We start from the raw sequence: 14,925 nt of genomic DNA, 5'->3' as shown, positions 1-14,925 counted from the left end.
ATATCCACAAATTGGATGACGGTTTACTGTGCCTTAAAAATAAACACTTTATATTATAACTTCATGAAATTAATGAATATAAAAAAACTCCTCGAGATAACAGAGGAAATTAATAATTAAGTGGATAAAATTATTCACAAAGTTATCCACAGGAAGATCTTGCGAGGATCTATGCAAAATTAGCCAATATCTTACGTTAAGGATCGTCTCTTTCCCTGACCTATGGCATGCTTAGCGCCATGACAGACAACAACGATCACGGCAGGCTATGGCTCAGATTGCAGAAAACCCCTTAATACTGGTAGACGGTTCATCCTATTTGTATCGTGCTTATCACGCCTTTCCACCGTTAACAAACAGCGCGGGAGAAGCAACCGGTGCAATGTATGGCGTACTGAATATGCTACGCAGTTTGCTGCTGCAATATCAGCCCAGCCACGTTGCCGTTGTTTTTGATGCGAAAGGGAAAACGTTTCGCGATGAGCTGTTCGAAAACTATAAGGCTCATCGCCCACCTATGCCGGAGGATCTGCGCGAACAGATAGAACCTCTGCATCAGATGGTGAAAGCGATGGGACTGCCGCTTTTGGCGGTTTCTGGCGTAGAAGCGGATGATGTGATCGGCACGCTCGCTGTTCAGGCGGAAAAAGCAGGTAAGCCAGTGCTGATCAGTACCGGCGATAAAGATATGGCACAGCTGGTGACGCCAAGTGTGACGCTCATTAATACCATGAATAACAGCATTCTTGGCCCACAGGAAGTGTGTGATAAATACGGTATTCCTCCAGAGCTGATTATCGATTTCCTTGCGCTGATGGGAGATGCGTCGGATAACATTCCCGGCGTACCCGGCGTGGGTGAAAAAACGGCGCAGGCGCTATTGCAAGGTCTTGGTGGGCTGGATTCGCTGTATGCCAATCTGGATAAAATTGCCGAGCTTTCTTTCCGTGGTGCGAAAACCATGGCGCCGAAGCTGGAGCAGCATAAAGACGTGGCCTACCTCTCTTATCAGCTTGCCACCATTAAAACGGATGTTGAGTTGGAACTCAGTTGCGATCAGCTCACTGTTAACGAGTTGGATGTGGATGAGCTGCATCGTCTTTTTTCCCGTTATGAATTCAAACGCTGGCTATCAGATGTTGAATCAGGTACCTGGCTGGAAGGGAAAAACAGCAGCCAGCCTGTTCAGGCTGTGAGCAAGGCGGTGGTTGAGCAGGTCGTTGAAGAAGATAACGCCCCTACGCTTTCTGCCGACGGTTATGTCACGATTCTTGATGAGAAAACGCTGCTCGATTGGGTTGAACGTTTAAAACAGGCTGAGGTTTTCGCTTTTGATACGGAAACCGACGGGCTGGATACGCTTACTGCTAACCTGATTGGTCTATCATTTGCGATTAAACCGGGTGAAGCGGCTTATTTGCCGTTGGCACATGACTATCTGGATGCACCGGAACAGCTGGATCGCGACAAGGTGTTGGCTTTGTTCAAACCGCTGCTGGAAGATGAGAAGCTGTTTAAGGTTGGTCAGAATCTCAAATTTGATAAAGGTGTGATGCAGCGGTACGACATCGATTTACGCGGTATCGCGTTTGATACCATGTTGGAATCCTACGTGCTCGACAGCGTGGCGGGCCGCCACGATATGGATAGTCTGGCCGAACGCTATCTGAACCACAAAACCATTACCTTTGAAGAGATCGCGGGTAAGGGGAAAAATCAGCTGACGTTTAATCAGATCGCACTGGAACAGGCTGGGCCTTATGCAGCCGAGGATGCGGACGTCACGCTGCATCTGCATCAGAAGCTGTGGGGGAAACTGCAGCCGCATGCCGACCTGTGTCAGGTCTTCCAGACTATCGATATGCCGCTGGTGCCAGTTTTATCCCGCATCGAGCGTACAGGCGTGCTGATCGATCCTGCGATTCTGGCGGAACACTCAAAAGAGCTAACAACCCGTCTGGCAGAGCTGGAAACACAAGCGTATGAGCTGGCGGGCGAAGAGTTCAATCTCTCATCGACCAAGCAGCTACAGGGCATTCTGTATGAAAAGCAAAAGCTGCCGGTTCTGAAGAAAACGCCAAAAGGCGCGCCGTCAACCAATGAAGAAGTGCTGGCTGAACTGGCGCTGGATTACCCTCTGCCGAAGCTGATCCTGGAATATCGTGGGTTGGCCAAGCTGAAATCTACTTACACCGATAAGCTACCGCTGATGATCAATCCGGCGACAAAGCGTGTGCATACGTCTTATCACCAGGCCGTTACTGCGACCGGGCGTTTGTCTTCCAGCGATCCGAACCTGCAAAATATACCGGTGCGTAATGACGAAGGGCGCCGTATTCGTCAGGCATTTATTGCGCCGAAGGGCTACAGCATTGTGGCGGCGGACTACTCGCAAATCGAACTGCGTATCATGGCGCACTTATCTGGTGATAAAGGGCTGTTGAACGCGTTTGCGAACGGGCTAGATATCCACCGAGCAACGGCGTCAGAAGTGTTTGGCACTGCGCTGGATAAGGTGACATCAGAACAGCGTCGCAGTGCGAAAGCGATCAACTTTGGTTTGATCTACGGCATGAGCGCGTTTGGTCTGTCGCGTCAGTTGAATATTCCCCGTAGCGAATCGCAGAAATACATGAACCTGTATTTTGAACGTTACCCGGGTGTGCAGGATTACATGGAGCGAACGCGCCAACAGGCCGCGGAACATGGCTATGTGTCCACATTGGATGGTCGTCGTCTCTACCTGCCAGATATCCATTCTCGTAATGCGATGGCGCGTAAAGGTGCAGAGCGTGCGGCGATTAACGCCCCGATGCAGGGCACTGCTGCTGACATTATTAAGAAAGCGATGATCGCGATTGACGATTGGCTACAGAAAGACGCGCCGCAGGTGAAAATGATCATGCAGGTTCACGATGAGCTGGTTTTCGAGATCCATGATTCAGTTATTGAGGAATCCATTAGTAAAATCAAAGCATTAATGGAAGGCTGTATGGAATTGAATGTTCCGTTGCAGGTTGACATTGGTTCGGGCATGAACTGGGATGAAGCACATTAATGGCCGATTCTTGTGCTATTTCTGTAATTAAATAACAGTATTGTGTGACCTGGTTTAACTTTGTGTAATCGATAACCATTTTCTATGAAAGTAAACAACAAAAAATCCTTTGTTCCCGTGAAAAAATAGGGTAGAGTTAAAGACGTAGGGTACAGAGGTAAGATGTTCTATCTTTCAGACCTTTTACTTCACGTAATCGGATTTGGCTGAATATTAGCCGCCCCGCTCAGTTTTGAGCGGGGCGTTTTTTATGGAGCTTATCCAGGTTTTTTGCCCTCAAAACATTTTTACCACTTAACACAGTGGTAGCTACGTTGCTAGCAGCAAGGTGTCAGGCGGTTTCGAGGGTGAAAATAACGTCTCTGGTGGGCGATCATTGCGGGAAAGTGGGGCGTGATGCGAGCGATGATACTCTGCACCACGCGAAAGAATTATTCTGCTTCTTGTTCTTCTTCAGCGTGTTCCAGCGTGCTGAACCAATTATCCAATTTCTGCCGTAGCTTATCGACACCGAGTTTTTTCAGTGATGAAAACGCTTCGACCTGAATATCACCCATAAATGGCAAGACAGCCTCGCGAACCATATTCAACTGTGCCTTGCGTGCGCCAGAGGCCAGCTTATCGGCTTTGGTCAGCAGCACTAAGACTGGAAGCTCGACATCGACTGCCCACTGAATCATTTGCTGATCGAGATCTTTCAGCGGATGGCGGATATCCATTAGCACAACCAGCCCCTTCAGGCTGTTACGCTTTTGCAGATATTCACCGAGCGCACGCTGCCATTTGATCTTCATTTGCTCGGGCACTTCGGCATAGCCATAGCCGGGGAGATCGACCAAACGCACGCCGTCGGTCACCTCGAACAGGTTGATCAACTGGGTACGGCCCGGCGTTTTACTGGTTCGTGCCAGGTTCTTCTGATTGGTCAGCGTGTTTAGCGCGCTGGATTTTCCGGCGTTAGAGCGCCCAGCAAAGGCCACTTCAATACCGCTATCTGTTGCCAGATGGCGAATATCCGGGGCGCTGATGATAAAACGCGTCATGTGGTAGTTATATTGCTGGGTCACGATGGTTATCTCTATCTGGATCTCTGTCTGGTTGGGGATTATACCTGTAACTGACAATAAAGGCGGGTTTATCTGCCTCAAAGCTCAGTCGTCTGATGTGGACGCTTTTTTATTCTTGGGCTTTCTGCTAGATTCCGCCGCACTTCCCTTATATCTGTGTACCTGAGAACAACATTATGAACCGACCTGTCAAAGGGGTTGCCGATAAGGCAGGAAAACCCAAAGTAAAAAGAAAGACTCGCGAAGAGTTAGAGCGCGAAGCGCGTGAGCGTAAGAAAGATAAAAAGCATCGCGGTCACGCGGCGGGCAGCCGAACTCAGGAAAAAGCGTCCACCGATCAGCGTTCTGGTCAGCGTAAAGTCGCCGATCCACGTATTGGTAGTAAAAAACCTGTACAGCTTGGCGTGTTAGACAGCGCCATCGAGAAATCGAAGCCTAAGTCGAAGCCTTCTGCTCCTGTGGAGAAAGTCGTTGCTGCCAAGCCGAAAATGTCACCGGAAGAAGAGCTGGAAATGTTAGAAAACGATTCACGTCTGGATGCCTTGTTGGATCGTCTGGATAGCGGTGAAACGCTGAGCGCCAAAGATCAGTCATGGGTTGATGAAACGCTGGATCGCATTGATATCCTGATGGAAGAGCTTGGCATTGAGCTGGGCGATGATGATGAAGAAGAGCAGCAGGAAGATATGTTGCAGCTTTTGAAACGTAATAACCCGAAAGACGCGTTCTAATCAATGAAATGGCTGTTTCTGTTCCTGATATTGCTGGTTGCGTTTTATCTGCTCTGTCTGTTCAGTAAACTATGGCTATTGTCGAAGCGTAAGCACCGTTTGCATCGCGCCCTGTTTAACGGGCGTATGAATCATGCGCGACGCCCAAGACAAAAACGCCGGGAGCGTTTTTGAACGTCACAAGGTGACGGCCCTTAGGGCGAGTCTCAGGGATGAGACGAGTAACAAAACGCCGGGAGCGTTTTTGAACGCCATTGTCGGCGATCTAAAGGAGGGGAAGGATAACCCACCGAGTAAAAACTGGAAGGAGTGAGCGAATATGTTGATACCGTCCGTTGACTGGGATCTGGCCCTGATTCAAAAATATAACTATTCCGGGCCGCGTTATACGTCTTATCCCACAGCGTTAGAATTCAGTGAAGCTTACGATGATCCGGCGTTTCAGCAGGCCATCGCCCGTTATCCCCAGCGACCGCTGTCGCTGTACATCCATATCCCTTTTTGCCATCGGCTGTGCTATTTCTGCGGCTGCAATAAATTGGTTACGCGGCAGCAGCATAAAGCGGATGAGTATCTTGATGTGCTGGAGCAGGAAATTCGCCAGCGTGCGCCGCTATTCACCGGACGAACGGTGACGCAATTGCATTGGGGCGGCGGTACGCCAACCTACCTGAATAAAGCACAAATCAGCCGACTGATGTCACTGCTGCGTGAGCTGTTCTCTTTTTCCGAGCAGGCTGAGCTGTCGCTTGAAGTCGATCCACGAGAAATTGAGCTGGACGTCCTCGATCATTTGCGCGCTGAAGGGTTTAACCGCCTGAGTATGGGCGTTCAGGATTTTAATAAAGACGTTCAGAAGTTGGTCAATCGTGAGCAGGATGAAGATTTTATTTTTGCCCTTATTGAGCGGGCAAAGGCGCTGGGTTTTACCTCAACCAATATCGATTTGATTTATGGCCTGCCGAAGCAAACGCCGGAAAGCTTTGCCTTTACGCTACAGCGCGTTGCGGAATTAAGTCCGCATCGGCTTAGCGTCTTTAACTATGCGCATTTACCGAGCCTGTTCGCGGCACAGCGCAAGATTAAAGAAGCGGATTTACCGAGCGCGGAGCAAAAGCTGGATATTCTGCAACAGACGATTGGGTCACTGACGCAATCGGGCTACCAGTTTATCGGTATGGATCACTTTGCTCGCCCGGACGATGAATTGGCGGTGGCGCAGCGCGAAGGGAAGCTGCATCGCAATTTCCAGGGCTATACGACGCAGGGCGATAGCGATCTACTTGGGATGGGAGTGTCAGCGATTAGTATGATCGGTGATAGTTATGCCCAGAACCAGAAGGAACTGAAGCAGTATTATGCGCAGGTCAAAGATAAAGGAAATGCCCTGTGGCGCGGGCTACAATTGACGCGTGACGACTGCCTTCGCCGCGATGTGATTAAGACGCTCATTTGTAATTTCCAGCTTAGCTATGCGCCGATTGAAGCAGAATATGCGATCGATTTTAAAACCTACTTTGAGCAGGATTTAGCGTTGCTGGCTCCGCTGGTGGCTGATGGGTTGGTGGAGAGTCAGGAAGATGGACTGGTGGTGACGCCGAAAGGACGTTTGCTGATCCGCAATATCTGTATGTGCTTTGACGTCTATCTGCGTAGCAAGCTCAGAACGCAGCAGTTTTCCCGCGTGATTTAGCTTCCTGAAAGCGCCTTACTGGAGATATGTGGCTATTCCGGGAGGAGAAAAGGCTTTAATGACAAGGAGATCGCATGTTTTCAGATAAAGAGATTGCCAGAGAATATAGGGATAAGGCACTTAGCCTCGCTAACCTCATGTATAACGAGGTTAAGGCATTACAGGGCAAAGTGCCTGAAGACGAGCACAAGAAATTTCGTGGCATTGTAGGTAATGGGATTGTGGACGTATTCGATAAGCTGATTAAAGAAATTGAAGCGATGCATCCTGACCTGAAAGTGGCTGATATGCCAGCCTATGCGGACGCCGAAAAACGTAAATAAAAAACAGCCAGTCGGTGCAAACATCGACTGGCTATTCTTGAACGCTTATTGGATCAACTAAAGAAGTTAATCAGTGCAGCACACAAAACGGCGGCAATAGCAGCCTGCGGCGAATGGCTTGCCGCGGAGCCAATTTCAGCGCCATGTGTTGCAACGGAAATCAATGAATCCAGCATGGTGTTCCTCCCGAATCAGCGACACGATCATACTGCTGACTCGAGGCAAGTAAAGTACAAATTAATGACAATTTCGTGCGCCAGATTGTATTTTTTATCACCAGTTTGTTTGTTAACAATTGAGCAATAAAAAAGCAATCTTGCTACTCCATTCCCAGCTCTTTTAATTTACGCGTCAGGGTGTTTCTGCCCCATCCCAGCAACCTTGCTGCTTCCTGTTTATGCCCCTGTGTATGCCGTAGTGCTGTCGTCAGCAATGTCCTTTCCATTTCCGGCTGTGCCTCCGCCAGCAAGTTTTGATGACCGGAACGTAGCGCGCGATCGGCCCATTGTGCCAATAGCGTGGCCCAACTGTCCGGCAGAATATGCACGGTGGAATCCGGTGCCGTGGTCTCGAACAGTTCAGGCGGCAAATCCTGAATCAGCACTTCCTGACCAGCGGCCATGACCGTCAACCAGCGACAGGTGTTTTCCAATTGACGCACGTTGCCGGGCCACGGTAAACGAGTTAGCGCTGTTTCCGCTTCTGGATGCAGATTCTTCGGCTCGACACCCAGTTCTTTGGCCGTAGCCTGCAAGAAATAACGCGCCAGACGAGGGATATCTTCCCGGCGTTCACGCAGCGGGGGCAGGTGAACGCGAATCACGTTCAGGCGGTGAAACAGATCTTCACGAAACTTGCCTTCCTGCACGCGTTGTTCAAGATTTTGGTGTGTTGCCGCGATAATGCGGACATCCACTTTCACCGCTGCATAGCCGCCGACGCGATAAAACTGTCCGTCTGCCAGTACGCGCAACAGGCGTGTTTGCACGTCCAGCGGCATGTCGCCGATTTCATCCAAAAATAGCGTTCCGCCATCGGCCTGTTCAAAGCGGCCCTGACGAATCTGGTTTGCGCCCGTAAACGCGCCTTTTTCATGGCCGAACAGTTCTGATTCAATCAGATCTTTGGGAATGGCGGCCATATTCAGAGCAATAAAAGGGGCTTTGGTACGCGGGCTGTGGCGATGTAGAGCGTGTGCCACCAGTTCTTTACCGGTTCCCGATTCGCCGTTAATCAGCACGCTGATCGATGAGCGAGACAGGCGGCCGATGATGCGGAAGACATCCTGCATCGCGGGCGCTTCGCCAATAATGTCCGTTGTCGGGCCATTGATCGGCTGGTTACGTACCGGCTGCTGCTGCTCCAGATAATGGCTGATCGCGCGCTCAACCAGCGCAACGGCTTCATCAATATCGAACGGCTTCGGCAAATAGTCGAACGCACCCTGTTGGTAAGCGCTGACGGCAGCATCCAAATCGGAATGTGCCGTCATAATGATGACCGGGAGCATCGGGTGGCGCTGTTTGATTTGCTGTAAGAGTGCTAATCCATCCATCCCAGGCATGCGGATGTCGGACAGCAGAACGTCGGGGGTTTGTGTTGCTAACGCATGCAATACCTGATTTCCGTTCTCAAACGTTGCGCAGGTTAAACCCGCACCAGCAAGCGCGCGCTCAAGCACCCAACGGATGGAGCTATCGTCATCGACAATCCAGACTATCCCTCGTTGCATTGTGAACCTCACTGGCGAATGGGCAGGTAAACCGAGAATTCGGTGTGTCCTGGCCAACTGTTAAATTCAATTTTACCAGAGTGCTGGTCGATAAGACTGCGGGCGATGGAAAGCCCTAAACCAGTTCCCCCTTCGCGCCCGCTCACCATCGGGTAAAACAGGGTGTCTTGTAGTTGAGCGGGTACGCCGGGGCCGTCATCTTCCACGTCAATACGGGCGGCGAGACGATAGCGCACGCCGTGTAACGTGAGCTGAAAAGCCGTGCGGGTACGAATCGTAATCGTCCCGCCTTCCTCGCCCAGCGCCTGTAGCGCATTGCGGGTAATATTCAGCAGTACCTGTTCAATCTGGTCAGGGTCGTGCGTCAGCTCTGGCAGACTGGGGTCATAGTCTTTCACCAGCGTCACGTTATCTGGCTTTTCCAGTGACACGAGCTGACAAACGCGTTCGGCGACCTGATGAATGCTTTGGGTGACGTGCAGGCCGGGCTGCTGTGGCCCGAGCAGGCGATCGACCAGATTACGCAGGCGATCCGCCTGTTCGATGATGACCTTGGTATATTCCGTCAGCGCCGGATCGGGCAAGGCCTTTGCAAGCAGCTGCGCGGCACCGCGTAATCCGCCAAGGGGATTTTTTATCTCATGCGCTAAGCCCCGGACTAAATCACGGGCAGCCTGCTGTTGTGCATGTTGAAGCTGTTCCTGACTGAGACGGCGCTGATTATCCATCGGCGCCATTTCCAGCAGGATAAAATCGTTTTGTACCCGCTGAGCGGTGAGCGACATGATGTGCGCTTTACCATCTACGACGATGGTGACTTCGTTATCTGTAAAACCTTGCCCTGAATCCAGACTTTCACGCAGTAAATCGATATTCAGAGAAAAATATCCCAGCAAATCGGGCAGCGGTGTGCCGGATAATTTACGCGAGCTTTGTGCCAGTAATTGCTGTGCTGCCGGGTTGGAATAGTGAATCGCCAGATCGTTATCCAGCAATAAGATGCTGTTTATCAGAGAATTTAGGATCTGCCCAGCATCGGGCAGCGTGCCTGTTGCCATAACGCAGACTCCCGCACCGTCGTGGTGCATTGTAGTGTGAATGATGGATGTTACGTCGCAACGGCCAATGCCGGCGGTGAAAAAAGCCCATCCGAAGATGGGCTGAAGCGTTTCCACGGCAACAAGAACAAACTTCTTAGTATTCTGTTGTTTATCGGTCATGGTTGGGTATCAGCACACCCAACCATGCTGTCGTTATTAAACGCTGTCGTTATTAAACGCTGTCGTTATTAAACGCTGTCGTTATTAAACGCTATAGTACAGTTCGAACTCAACTGGGTGCGGCGTCATACGAACGCGGTCAATCTCAGATTTACGCAGTTCGATGTACGCTTCGATAGCGTCATCGGTGAACACGCCACCACGGGTCAGGAACTCGCGGTCTTCGTTCAGTGCAGCCAAGGCCTCGTCCAGAGAACCTGCAACTTTTGGAATCTCTGCTTCTTCTTCTGGAGGCAGATCGTACAGGTTTTTGTCCATAGCATCGCCAGGGTGGATTTTGTTGATGATGCCGTCGAGGCCAGCCATCAGCAGTGCAGCGAAGCACAGGTATGGGTTAGCTGCTGGATCCGGGAAGCGCGCTTCGATACGACGTGCTTTCGGGCTGGCAACAACCGGAATACGGATTGAAGCAGAACGGTTACGGGCAGAGTAAGCCAGCATAACTGGGGCTTCGTAGCCTGGGACCAGACGCTTGTAGGAGTTGGTGGTTGGGTTCGCCAGGGCGTTGATAGCTTTAGCGTGCTTGATAACACCGCCGATGTAGAACAGAGCCAGTTCAGACAGGCCGCCGTATTTGTCGCCAGCGAACAGGTTAGTACCGTCTTTGGACAGAGACATGTGGCAGTGCATACCAGAACCGTTATCACCGAACATAGGTTTTGGCATGAAGGTCGCAGTTTTACCGTAGGCGTGAGCCACGTTGTGCACGACATATTTGTAGATCTGAATTTCGTCAGCTTTTTTGGTCATGGTGTTGAAGCGGGTAGCCACTTCGTTCTGACCTGCGGTTGCCACTTCGTGGTGGTGAGCTTCAACAACCAGACCCATTTGCTCCATGGTCAGACACATAGCAGAACGGATGTCCTGTGATGAATCGACGGGTGGAACTGGGAAGTAGCCGCCTTTCAGACCTGGACGGTGACCTTTGTTACCGCCTTCGTATTCTTTACCGGAGTTCCAGTAAGCTTCGACGTCGTCGATAGCAACGTGAGAACCGGACGTGCTGCTGCCGAAACGGATGTCATCGAACAGGAAGAATTCTGGCTCAGGCCCGAACAGAACGGTATCGGCAATGCCAGAAGAACGCAGGAAATCTTCCGCACGTTTCGCGATAGAACGCGGGTCGCGGTCATAACCCTGCATGGTGCCTGGCTCAAGGATGTCACAACGAATGATCAGCGTAGAATCTTCGAAGAACGGGTCGATCATCGCCGTGCTAGCATCCGGCATCAGAACCATGTCTGACTCGTTGATACCTTTCCAGCCGCCAATGGAAGAACCATCAAACATTTTACCTTCTTCGAAGAAGTCGGCATTAACTTGATGAGCCGGAATGGTGACGTGCTGCTCTTTACCTTTAGTATCCGTGAAGCGTAAATCAACAAACTTCACTTCGTGCTCATTCAGCATCGTCAAAACATGTTCTGCGGACATACTTGGTTCTCCCGATTGGTCATTTATCGTCGTGGAACGAATATCGTTGTGGATTGATGTTGTTGCCGTGAGTAGACTAAAGCTAAAAGTGTGCCAACTTTTTAAATGTGTGCAATGTGTTGCTACTTGGGGCTTTCTCACGGAAATTCACTGCACCATTATAGTTTAAAGCACCAAAATGGTGCTTTTTATGTGAATTATTGCACTTATTTGGTGCATTTATGTTCTCTTGTAGCGCTTTTGCACCGTGAAAGGGATCACAAAGCAGGCAGCTCTAGGTTGTTTATCATAGATGTTTGTGATCTTGTTTAGTCCCTCGATTAATACGTGTACAATAGCGCGCTATTTCTAAATGCCTGAGGCAAAGCTGTGATCGAAAATTTGCGTAACATCGCCATTATTGCGCACGTTGACCATGGGAAAACCACCCTGGTTGACAAGCTGTTGCAACAATCCGGAACGTTCGGTGAACGTGTCGAAGCAACCGAGCGTGTAATGGACTCCAACGATTTGGAGAAAGAGCGTGGAATTACCATCCTCGCAAAAAATACCGCCATTAATTGGAAAGACTACCGCATTAACATCGTCGATACCCCGGGACACGCCGACTTCGGCGGCGAGGTTGAGCGTGTTATGTCGATGGTTGACTCGGTACTGCTGGTTGTTGATGCGATGGATGGTCCGATGCCGCAGACGCGTTTCGTGACCAAAAAAGCATTTGCCAACGGTCTGAAACCGATTGTGGTTATCAACAAAGTTGACCGTCCTGGCGCGCGTCCTGACTGGGTTGTCGATCAGGTATTCGACCTGTTCGTGAACCTGGATGCGACTGACGAGCAGCTGGATTTCCCGATCATTTATGCTTCTGCGCTGAATGGTATCGCGGGTCTCGACCATACCGACATGGCGGAAGATATGACCCCGCTGTATCAGGCGATTGTCGATCACGTTTCTCCGCCTCAGGTTGAGATGGATGCGCCGTTCCAGATGCAGATTTCTCAGCTGGACTACAACAACTATGTTGGTGTTATCGGTATCGGCCGTATCAAGCGCGGTAAAGTTAAGCCTAACCAGCAAGTGACTATTGTTGATAGCGAAGGCAAAACCCGTAACGGTAAAGTCGGTAAAGTTCTGACTCACCTGGGTCTGGAGCGTATCGACGCGGCTGAAGCGGAAGCAGGCGATATCATCGCGATCACTGGTCTGGGCGAGCTGAACATTTCCGACACCATCTGCGATCCGCAGAATGTCGAAGCGCTGCCAGCACTGAGCGTCGATGAACCTACCGTTACCATGTTCTTCAACGTCAATACTTCACCATTCTGTGGTAAAGAAGGTAAGTATGTCACGTCGCGCCAGATTCTGGAGCGTCTGAACAAAGAGCTGGTACACAACGTTGCCCTGCGCGTTGATGAAACTGAAGACGCTGATGCGTTCCGCGTTTCTGGCCGTGGTGAATTGCACCTGTCGGTTCTGATCGAAAACATGCGTCGTGAAGGCTTTGAACTGGCCGTATCACGTCCAAAAGTTATTAACCGCGTTATCGACGGCCGTAATCAGGAACCGTTTGAAAACGTGACGCTGGACATCGAAGAACAGCACCAGGGGTCAGTCATGCAAGCCATGGGTGAGCGTAAAGGTGATGTGAAAGACATGATTCCAGATGGCAAGGGTCGTATCCGTCTGGATTACCTGATCCCTGCTCGTGGTCTGATCGGTTTCCGTACCGAATTCATGACCATGACGTCTGGTACGGGTCTGCTGTACTCCACGTTCAGCCACTACGATGACGTGCGTCCGGGCGATATCGGCCAGCGTCAGAACGGCGTGCTGATCTCTAACGGTCAGGGTAAAGCCGTCGCGTTTGCGCTGTTCAGCCTGCAGGATCGCGGTAAGCTGTTCCTCGGACACGGTGCAGAAGTGTATGAAGGCCAGATCATCGGTATTCACTCACGTTCTAACGATCTGACAGTAAACTGTCTGACCGGTAAGAAACTGACCAACATGCGTGCATCGGGTACTGATGAAGCTACAACACTGGTTCCGGCGATCAAAATGTCTCTGGAACAAGCGCTGGAGTTCATTGATGACGACGAACTGGTTGAAGTTACGCCACAGTCTATCCGTATTCGTAAGCGTCACCTGACCGAAAACGATCGTAAACGCGCCAGCCGCGGCAGCAAAGACGTCTAATTTCAGACGGATTTGTCTGTTACGCAACAGGGCACCTTCGGGTGCCCTGAATTTTATGCGCTTTCTTCCACTTTAACCTTTCCTTATATTTCCTCCCTGTTCAGTTTCGCCATTTCCCGCTACAGTGAAAATCCTACGATTACGTCAGGAGGTGGCTGCCATGCTGTATATCTTTGATTTAGGTAATGTCGTCATTGATATTGATTTCAAAAGAGTATTAGGCGTCTGGAGTAATCTGAGCAGTGCGCCGCTTGCGACGTTGCAAGAACGTTTTGTGATGGGGGAAGCATTTGAACAGCATGAGCGGGGCGAGATTAGCGATGAAGAATTTGCGACCAGACTGTGTCAGGAAATGGGCATCGCCCTGAGCTTCGAGCAATTCACCGCTGGCTGGCAGGCTATCTTTGTCGCATTGCGTTCTGAGGTTATCGACATCATGCAGCGCCTGCGTCAGGAAGGGCATCGTGTGGTGATTCTGTCGAATACCAATCGCCTCCATTGTTCACACTGGCCGGCGTTGTTCCCAGAAGTGGGGGCTGCGGCCGACAGAATCTATCTGTCACAAGACATTGGACTACGTAAGCCGGAATTGGCGATTTATCAGTATGTCCTGACACAGGAAGGCGTGACGCCAGAACAGGCTGTCTTTTTTGACGATAATGCCGCGAACGTCGATGCCGCACAGAGTTTAGGCATTCACAGCATTCTGGTGACCGATCGTCAGGTGGTGCCGGATTTTTTCGCTATGCAGGCAACGACAGCTAAAGCATGATTGATATCGCAGGGGCGGACACGGCCTCTATTGGGAATGATGACATCAGGAGTAGTTGGGTTTTATGATTGCGCTAATTCAGCGAGTATCCAGCGCCAGCGTTACGGTAGAAGGCAGTGTGGTTGGGGAAATCGATAAAGGTTTGCTGATCTTGCTGGGCGTTGAGCAGGGCGATGACGAACAAAAAGCCACGCGACTCTGCGAGCGTGTGTTGGGTTACCGCATATTCGGTGACGATAACGGGAAAATGAATCTCAATGTTCGTCAGGCTGGCGGCAACGTGCTGGTGGTTTCGCAATTTACGCTGGTGGCTGATACGCAGCGTGGTATGCGACCTGGGTTTTCTCGCGGCGCGCATCCCTCTGAGGCTGACCGTCTCTATCAGTATTTTGTCGGACAGTGCCGTGAGCAAGGCGTGCACACGGAAACAGGGCAGTTTGCGGCGGATATGAAAGTGGCATTGGTGAATGACGGCCCGGTGACGTTCTGGCTACAAACATAGCGTTCTACAAACATAACATTCTACAAACATAACATTCTACAAACATAGTGTTGCAGGCTCCGCCACGGTTATCGCGCTGCGTATCAGTTTGTCAGCGGTCTGATTTTATGAACCCCGATGCAATGGGGCATCTCGGTATA

Annotated in this window: 15 protein-coding genes; 10 read left to right on the top strand and 5 right to left on the bottom strand. The window is 50.6% G+C overall.

Going from position 1 to position 14,925, the window contains the following annotated elements:
• The first annotated feature begins 268 nt into the window (after positions 1-268).
• Positions 269-3,058, top strand: coding sequence for a DNA polymerase I (gene polA, locus O1Q74_RS19865; protein ID WP_271875222.1), 2,790 nt, complete (start codon positions 269-271; stop codon positions 3,056-3,058).
• Positions 3,059-3,220: 162 nt separating this feature from the next.
• Positions 3,221-3,268 (top strand): spot 42 RNA, inhibition of DNA synthesis, encoded by a 48-nt coding sequence (locus O1Q74_RS20430; RefSeq protein ID WP_071892919.1) that lies wholly within the window; start codon positions 3,221-3,223, stop codon positions 3,266-3,268.
• A gap of 221 nt (positions 3,269-3,489) precedes the next feature.
• On the opposite strand, the gene yihA is transcribed toward O1Q74_RS20430, so the two are convergent.
• A complete protein-coding gene (gene yihA / locus O1Q74_RS19860) occupies positions 3,490-4,125 on the bottom strand; it encodes a ribosome biogenesis GTP-binding protein YihA/YsxC (protein ID WP_015842306.1) in 636 nt (211 codons plus the stop codon).
• 176 nt (positions 4,126-4,301) lie between these two features.
• Between yihA and yihI the strand changes: the two genes are divergently transcribed.
• The 4 genes from yihI (at position 4,302) to O1Q74_RS19840 (ending at position 6,872) form a co-directional block, all read left to right on the top strand.
• Entirely contained in the window at positions 4,302-4,856 is a 555-nt protein-coding gene (gene yihI / locus O1Q74_RS19855; protein WP_271875219.1) for a Der GTPase-activating protein YihI, read from the top strand.
• Between the two features lie 3 nt (positions 4,857-4,859).
• A complete protein-coding gene (locus O1Q74_RS19850) occupies positions 4,860-5,030 on the top strand; it encodes a hypothetical protein (protein ID WP_271875218.1) in 171 nt (56 codons plus the stop codon).
• 145 nt (positions 5,031-5,175) lie between these two features.
• A complete protein-coding gene (gene hemN / locus O1Q74_RS19845; protein ID WP_271875216.1) occupies positions 5,176-6,549 on the top strand; it encodes an oxygen-independent coproporphyrinogen III oxidase in 1,374 nt (457 codons plus the stop codon).
• Between the two features lie 74 nt (positions 6,550-6,623).
• Positions 6,624-6,872, top strand: a complete 249-nt coding sequence (locus O1Q74_RS19840; RefSeq protein WP_271875214.1) for a hypothetical protein — start codon at positions 6,624-6,626, stop codon at positions 6,870-6,872.
• Between the two features lie 53 nt (positions 6,873-6,925).
• Here the strand turns inward: O1Q74_RS19840 and O1Q74_RS19835 are convergent, their stop codons facing one another.
• From O1Q74_RS19835 to glnL, 3 genes are all read right to left on the bottom strand, one after another.
• On the bottom strand, positions 6,926-7,048 hold the full coding sequence (locus O1Q74_RS19835; RefSeq protein ID WP_015842303.1) for a YshB family small membrane protein: 123 nt from the start codon (positions 7,046-7,048) through the stop codon (positions 6,926-6,928).
• A gap of 143 nt (positions 7,049-7,191) precedes the next feature.
• Complete coding sequence (glnG, locus tag O1Q74_RS19830) at positions 7,192-8,604, bottom strand: nitrogen regulation protein NR(I) (RefSeq protein ID WP_010298133.1); 1,413 nt, start codon at positions 8,602-8,604, stop codon at positions 7,192-7,194.
• An 8-nt stretch (positions 8,605-8,612) separates the two neighbouring features.
• Entirely contained in the window at positions 8,613-9,662 is a 1,050-nt protein-coding gene (glnL, locus tag O1Q74_RS19825) for a nitrogen regulation protein NR(II) (RefSeq protein ID WP_010298136.1), read from the bottom strand.
• Positions 9,663-9,698: 36 nt separating this feature from the next.
• On the opposite strand from glnL, the gene O1Q74_RS19820 reads away from it, so the two are divergent.
• Positions 9,699-9,896: a hypothetical protein gene (locus O1Q74_RS19820; RefSeq protein ID WP_271875208.1), complete on the top strand. Its 198-nt coding sequence runs from the start codon at positions 9,699-9,701 to the stop codon at positions 9,894-9,896.
• 12 nt (positions 9,897-9,908) lie between these two features.
• Here O1Q74_RS19820 and glnA read toward each other — a convergent pair whose 3' ends face one another.
• On the bottom strand, positions 9,909-11,318 hold the full coding sequence (glnA, locus tag O1Q74_RS19815; protein ID WP_015842300.1) for a glutamate--ammonia ligase: 1,410 nt from the start codon (positions 11,316-11,318) through the stop codon (positions 9,909-9,911).
• 369 nt (positions 11,319-11,687) lie between these two features.
• Between glnA and typA the strand changes: the two genes are divergently transcribed.
• The 3 genes from typA to dtd all read left to right on the top strand — a co-directional run bounded on the left by typA (position 11,688) and on the right by dtd (position 14,785).
• On the top strand, positions 11,688-13,511 hold the full coding sequence (gene typA, locus O1Q74_RS19810) for a ribosome-dependent GTPase TypA (RefSeq protein WP_271875205.1): 1,824 nt from the start codon (positions 11,688-11,690) through the stop codon (positions 13,509-13,511).
• A 160-nt stretch (positions 13,512-13,671) separates the two neighbouring features.
• Positions 13,672-14,283 carry a glucose-1-phosphatase gene (yihX, locus tag O1Q74_RS19805; RefSeq protein WP_271875203.1) on the top strand — a complete coding sequence of 204 codons (612 nt, stop codon included), beginning with the start codon at positions 13,672-13,674 and terminating at the stop codon, positions 14,281-14,283.
• 64 nt (positions 14,284-14,347) lie between these two features.
• Positions 14,348-14,785: a D-aminoacyl-tRNA deacylase gene (gene dtd, locus O1Q74_RS19800; protein WP_263058378.1), complete on the top strand. Its 438-nt coding sequence runs from the start codon at positions 14,348-14,350 to the stop codon at positions 14,783-14,785.
• The last annotated feature ends 140 nt before the right edge of the window (positions 14,786-14,925 follow it).

It is taken from the genome of Pectobacterium sp. A5351, from assembly GCF_028335745.1.
Classification (GTDB): Bacteria; Pseudomonadota; Gammaproteobacteria; order Enterobacterales; family Enterobacteriaceae; genus Pectobacterium.
The sequence above is the reverse complement of the archived record's forward strand: the minus strand, read 5'-3'. Positions and strand labels throughout refer to the sequence as shown.

What these genes read in the sequence shown, in the direction of transcription:
- glnA (WP_015842300.1), bottom strand. Translation starts at nt 11,318, where the DNA reads ATGTCCGCAGAACATGTTTTGACGATGCTGAATGAGCACGAAGTGAAG.
- O1Q74_RS19835 (WP_015842303.1), bottom strand. Translation starts at nt 7,048, where the DNA reads ATGCTGGATTCATTGATTTCCGTTGCAACACATGGCGCTGAAATTGGC.
- O1Q74_RS19850 (WP_271875218.1), top strand. Translation starts at nt 4,860, where the DNA reads ATGAAATGGCTGTTTCTGTTCCTGATATTGCTGGTTGCGTTTTATCTG.
- yihX (WP_271875203.1), top strand. Translation starts at nt 13,672, where the DNA reads ATGCTGTATATCTTTGATTTAGGTAATGTCGTCATTGATATTGATTTC.
- O1Q74_RS19840 (WP_271875214.1), top strand. Translation starts at nt 6,624, where the DNA reads ATGTTTTCAGATAAAGAGATTGCCAGAGAATATAGGGATAAGGCACTT.
- polA (WP_271875222.1), top strand. Translation starts at nt 269, where the DNA reads ATGGCTCAGATTGCAGAAAACCCCTTAATACTGGTAGACGGTTCATCC.
- yihI (WP_271875219.1), top strand. Translation starts at nt 4,302, where the DNA reads ATGAACCGACCTGTCAAAGGGGTTGCCGATAAGGCAGGAAAACCCAAA.
- hemN (WP_271875216.1), top strand. Translation starts at nt 5,176, where the DNA reads ATGTTGATACCGTCCGTTGACTGGGATCTGGCCCTGATTCAAAAATAT.
- dtd (WP_263058378.1), top strand. Translation starts at nt 14,348, where the DNA reads ATGATTGCGCTAATTCAGCGAGTATCCAGCGCCAGCGTTACGGTAGAA.
- glnL (WP_010298136.1), bottom strand. Translation starts at nt 9,662, where the DNA reads ATGGCAACAGGCACGCTGCCCGATGCTGGGCAGATCCTAAATTCTCTG.
- glnG (WP_010298133.1), bottom strand. Translation starts at nt 8,604, where the DNA reads ATGCAACGAGGGATAGTCTGGATTGTCGATGACGATAGCTCCATCCGT.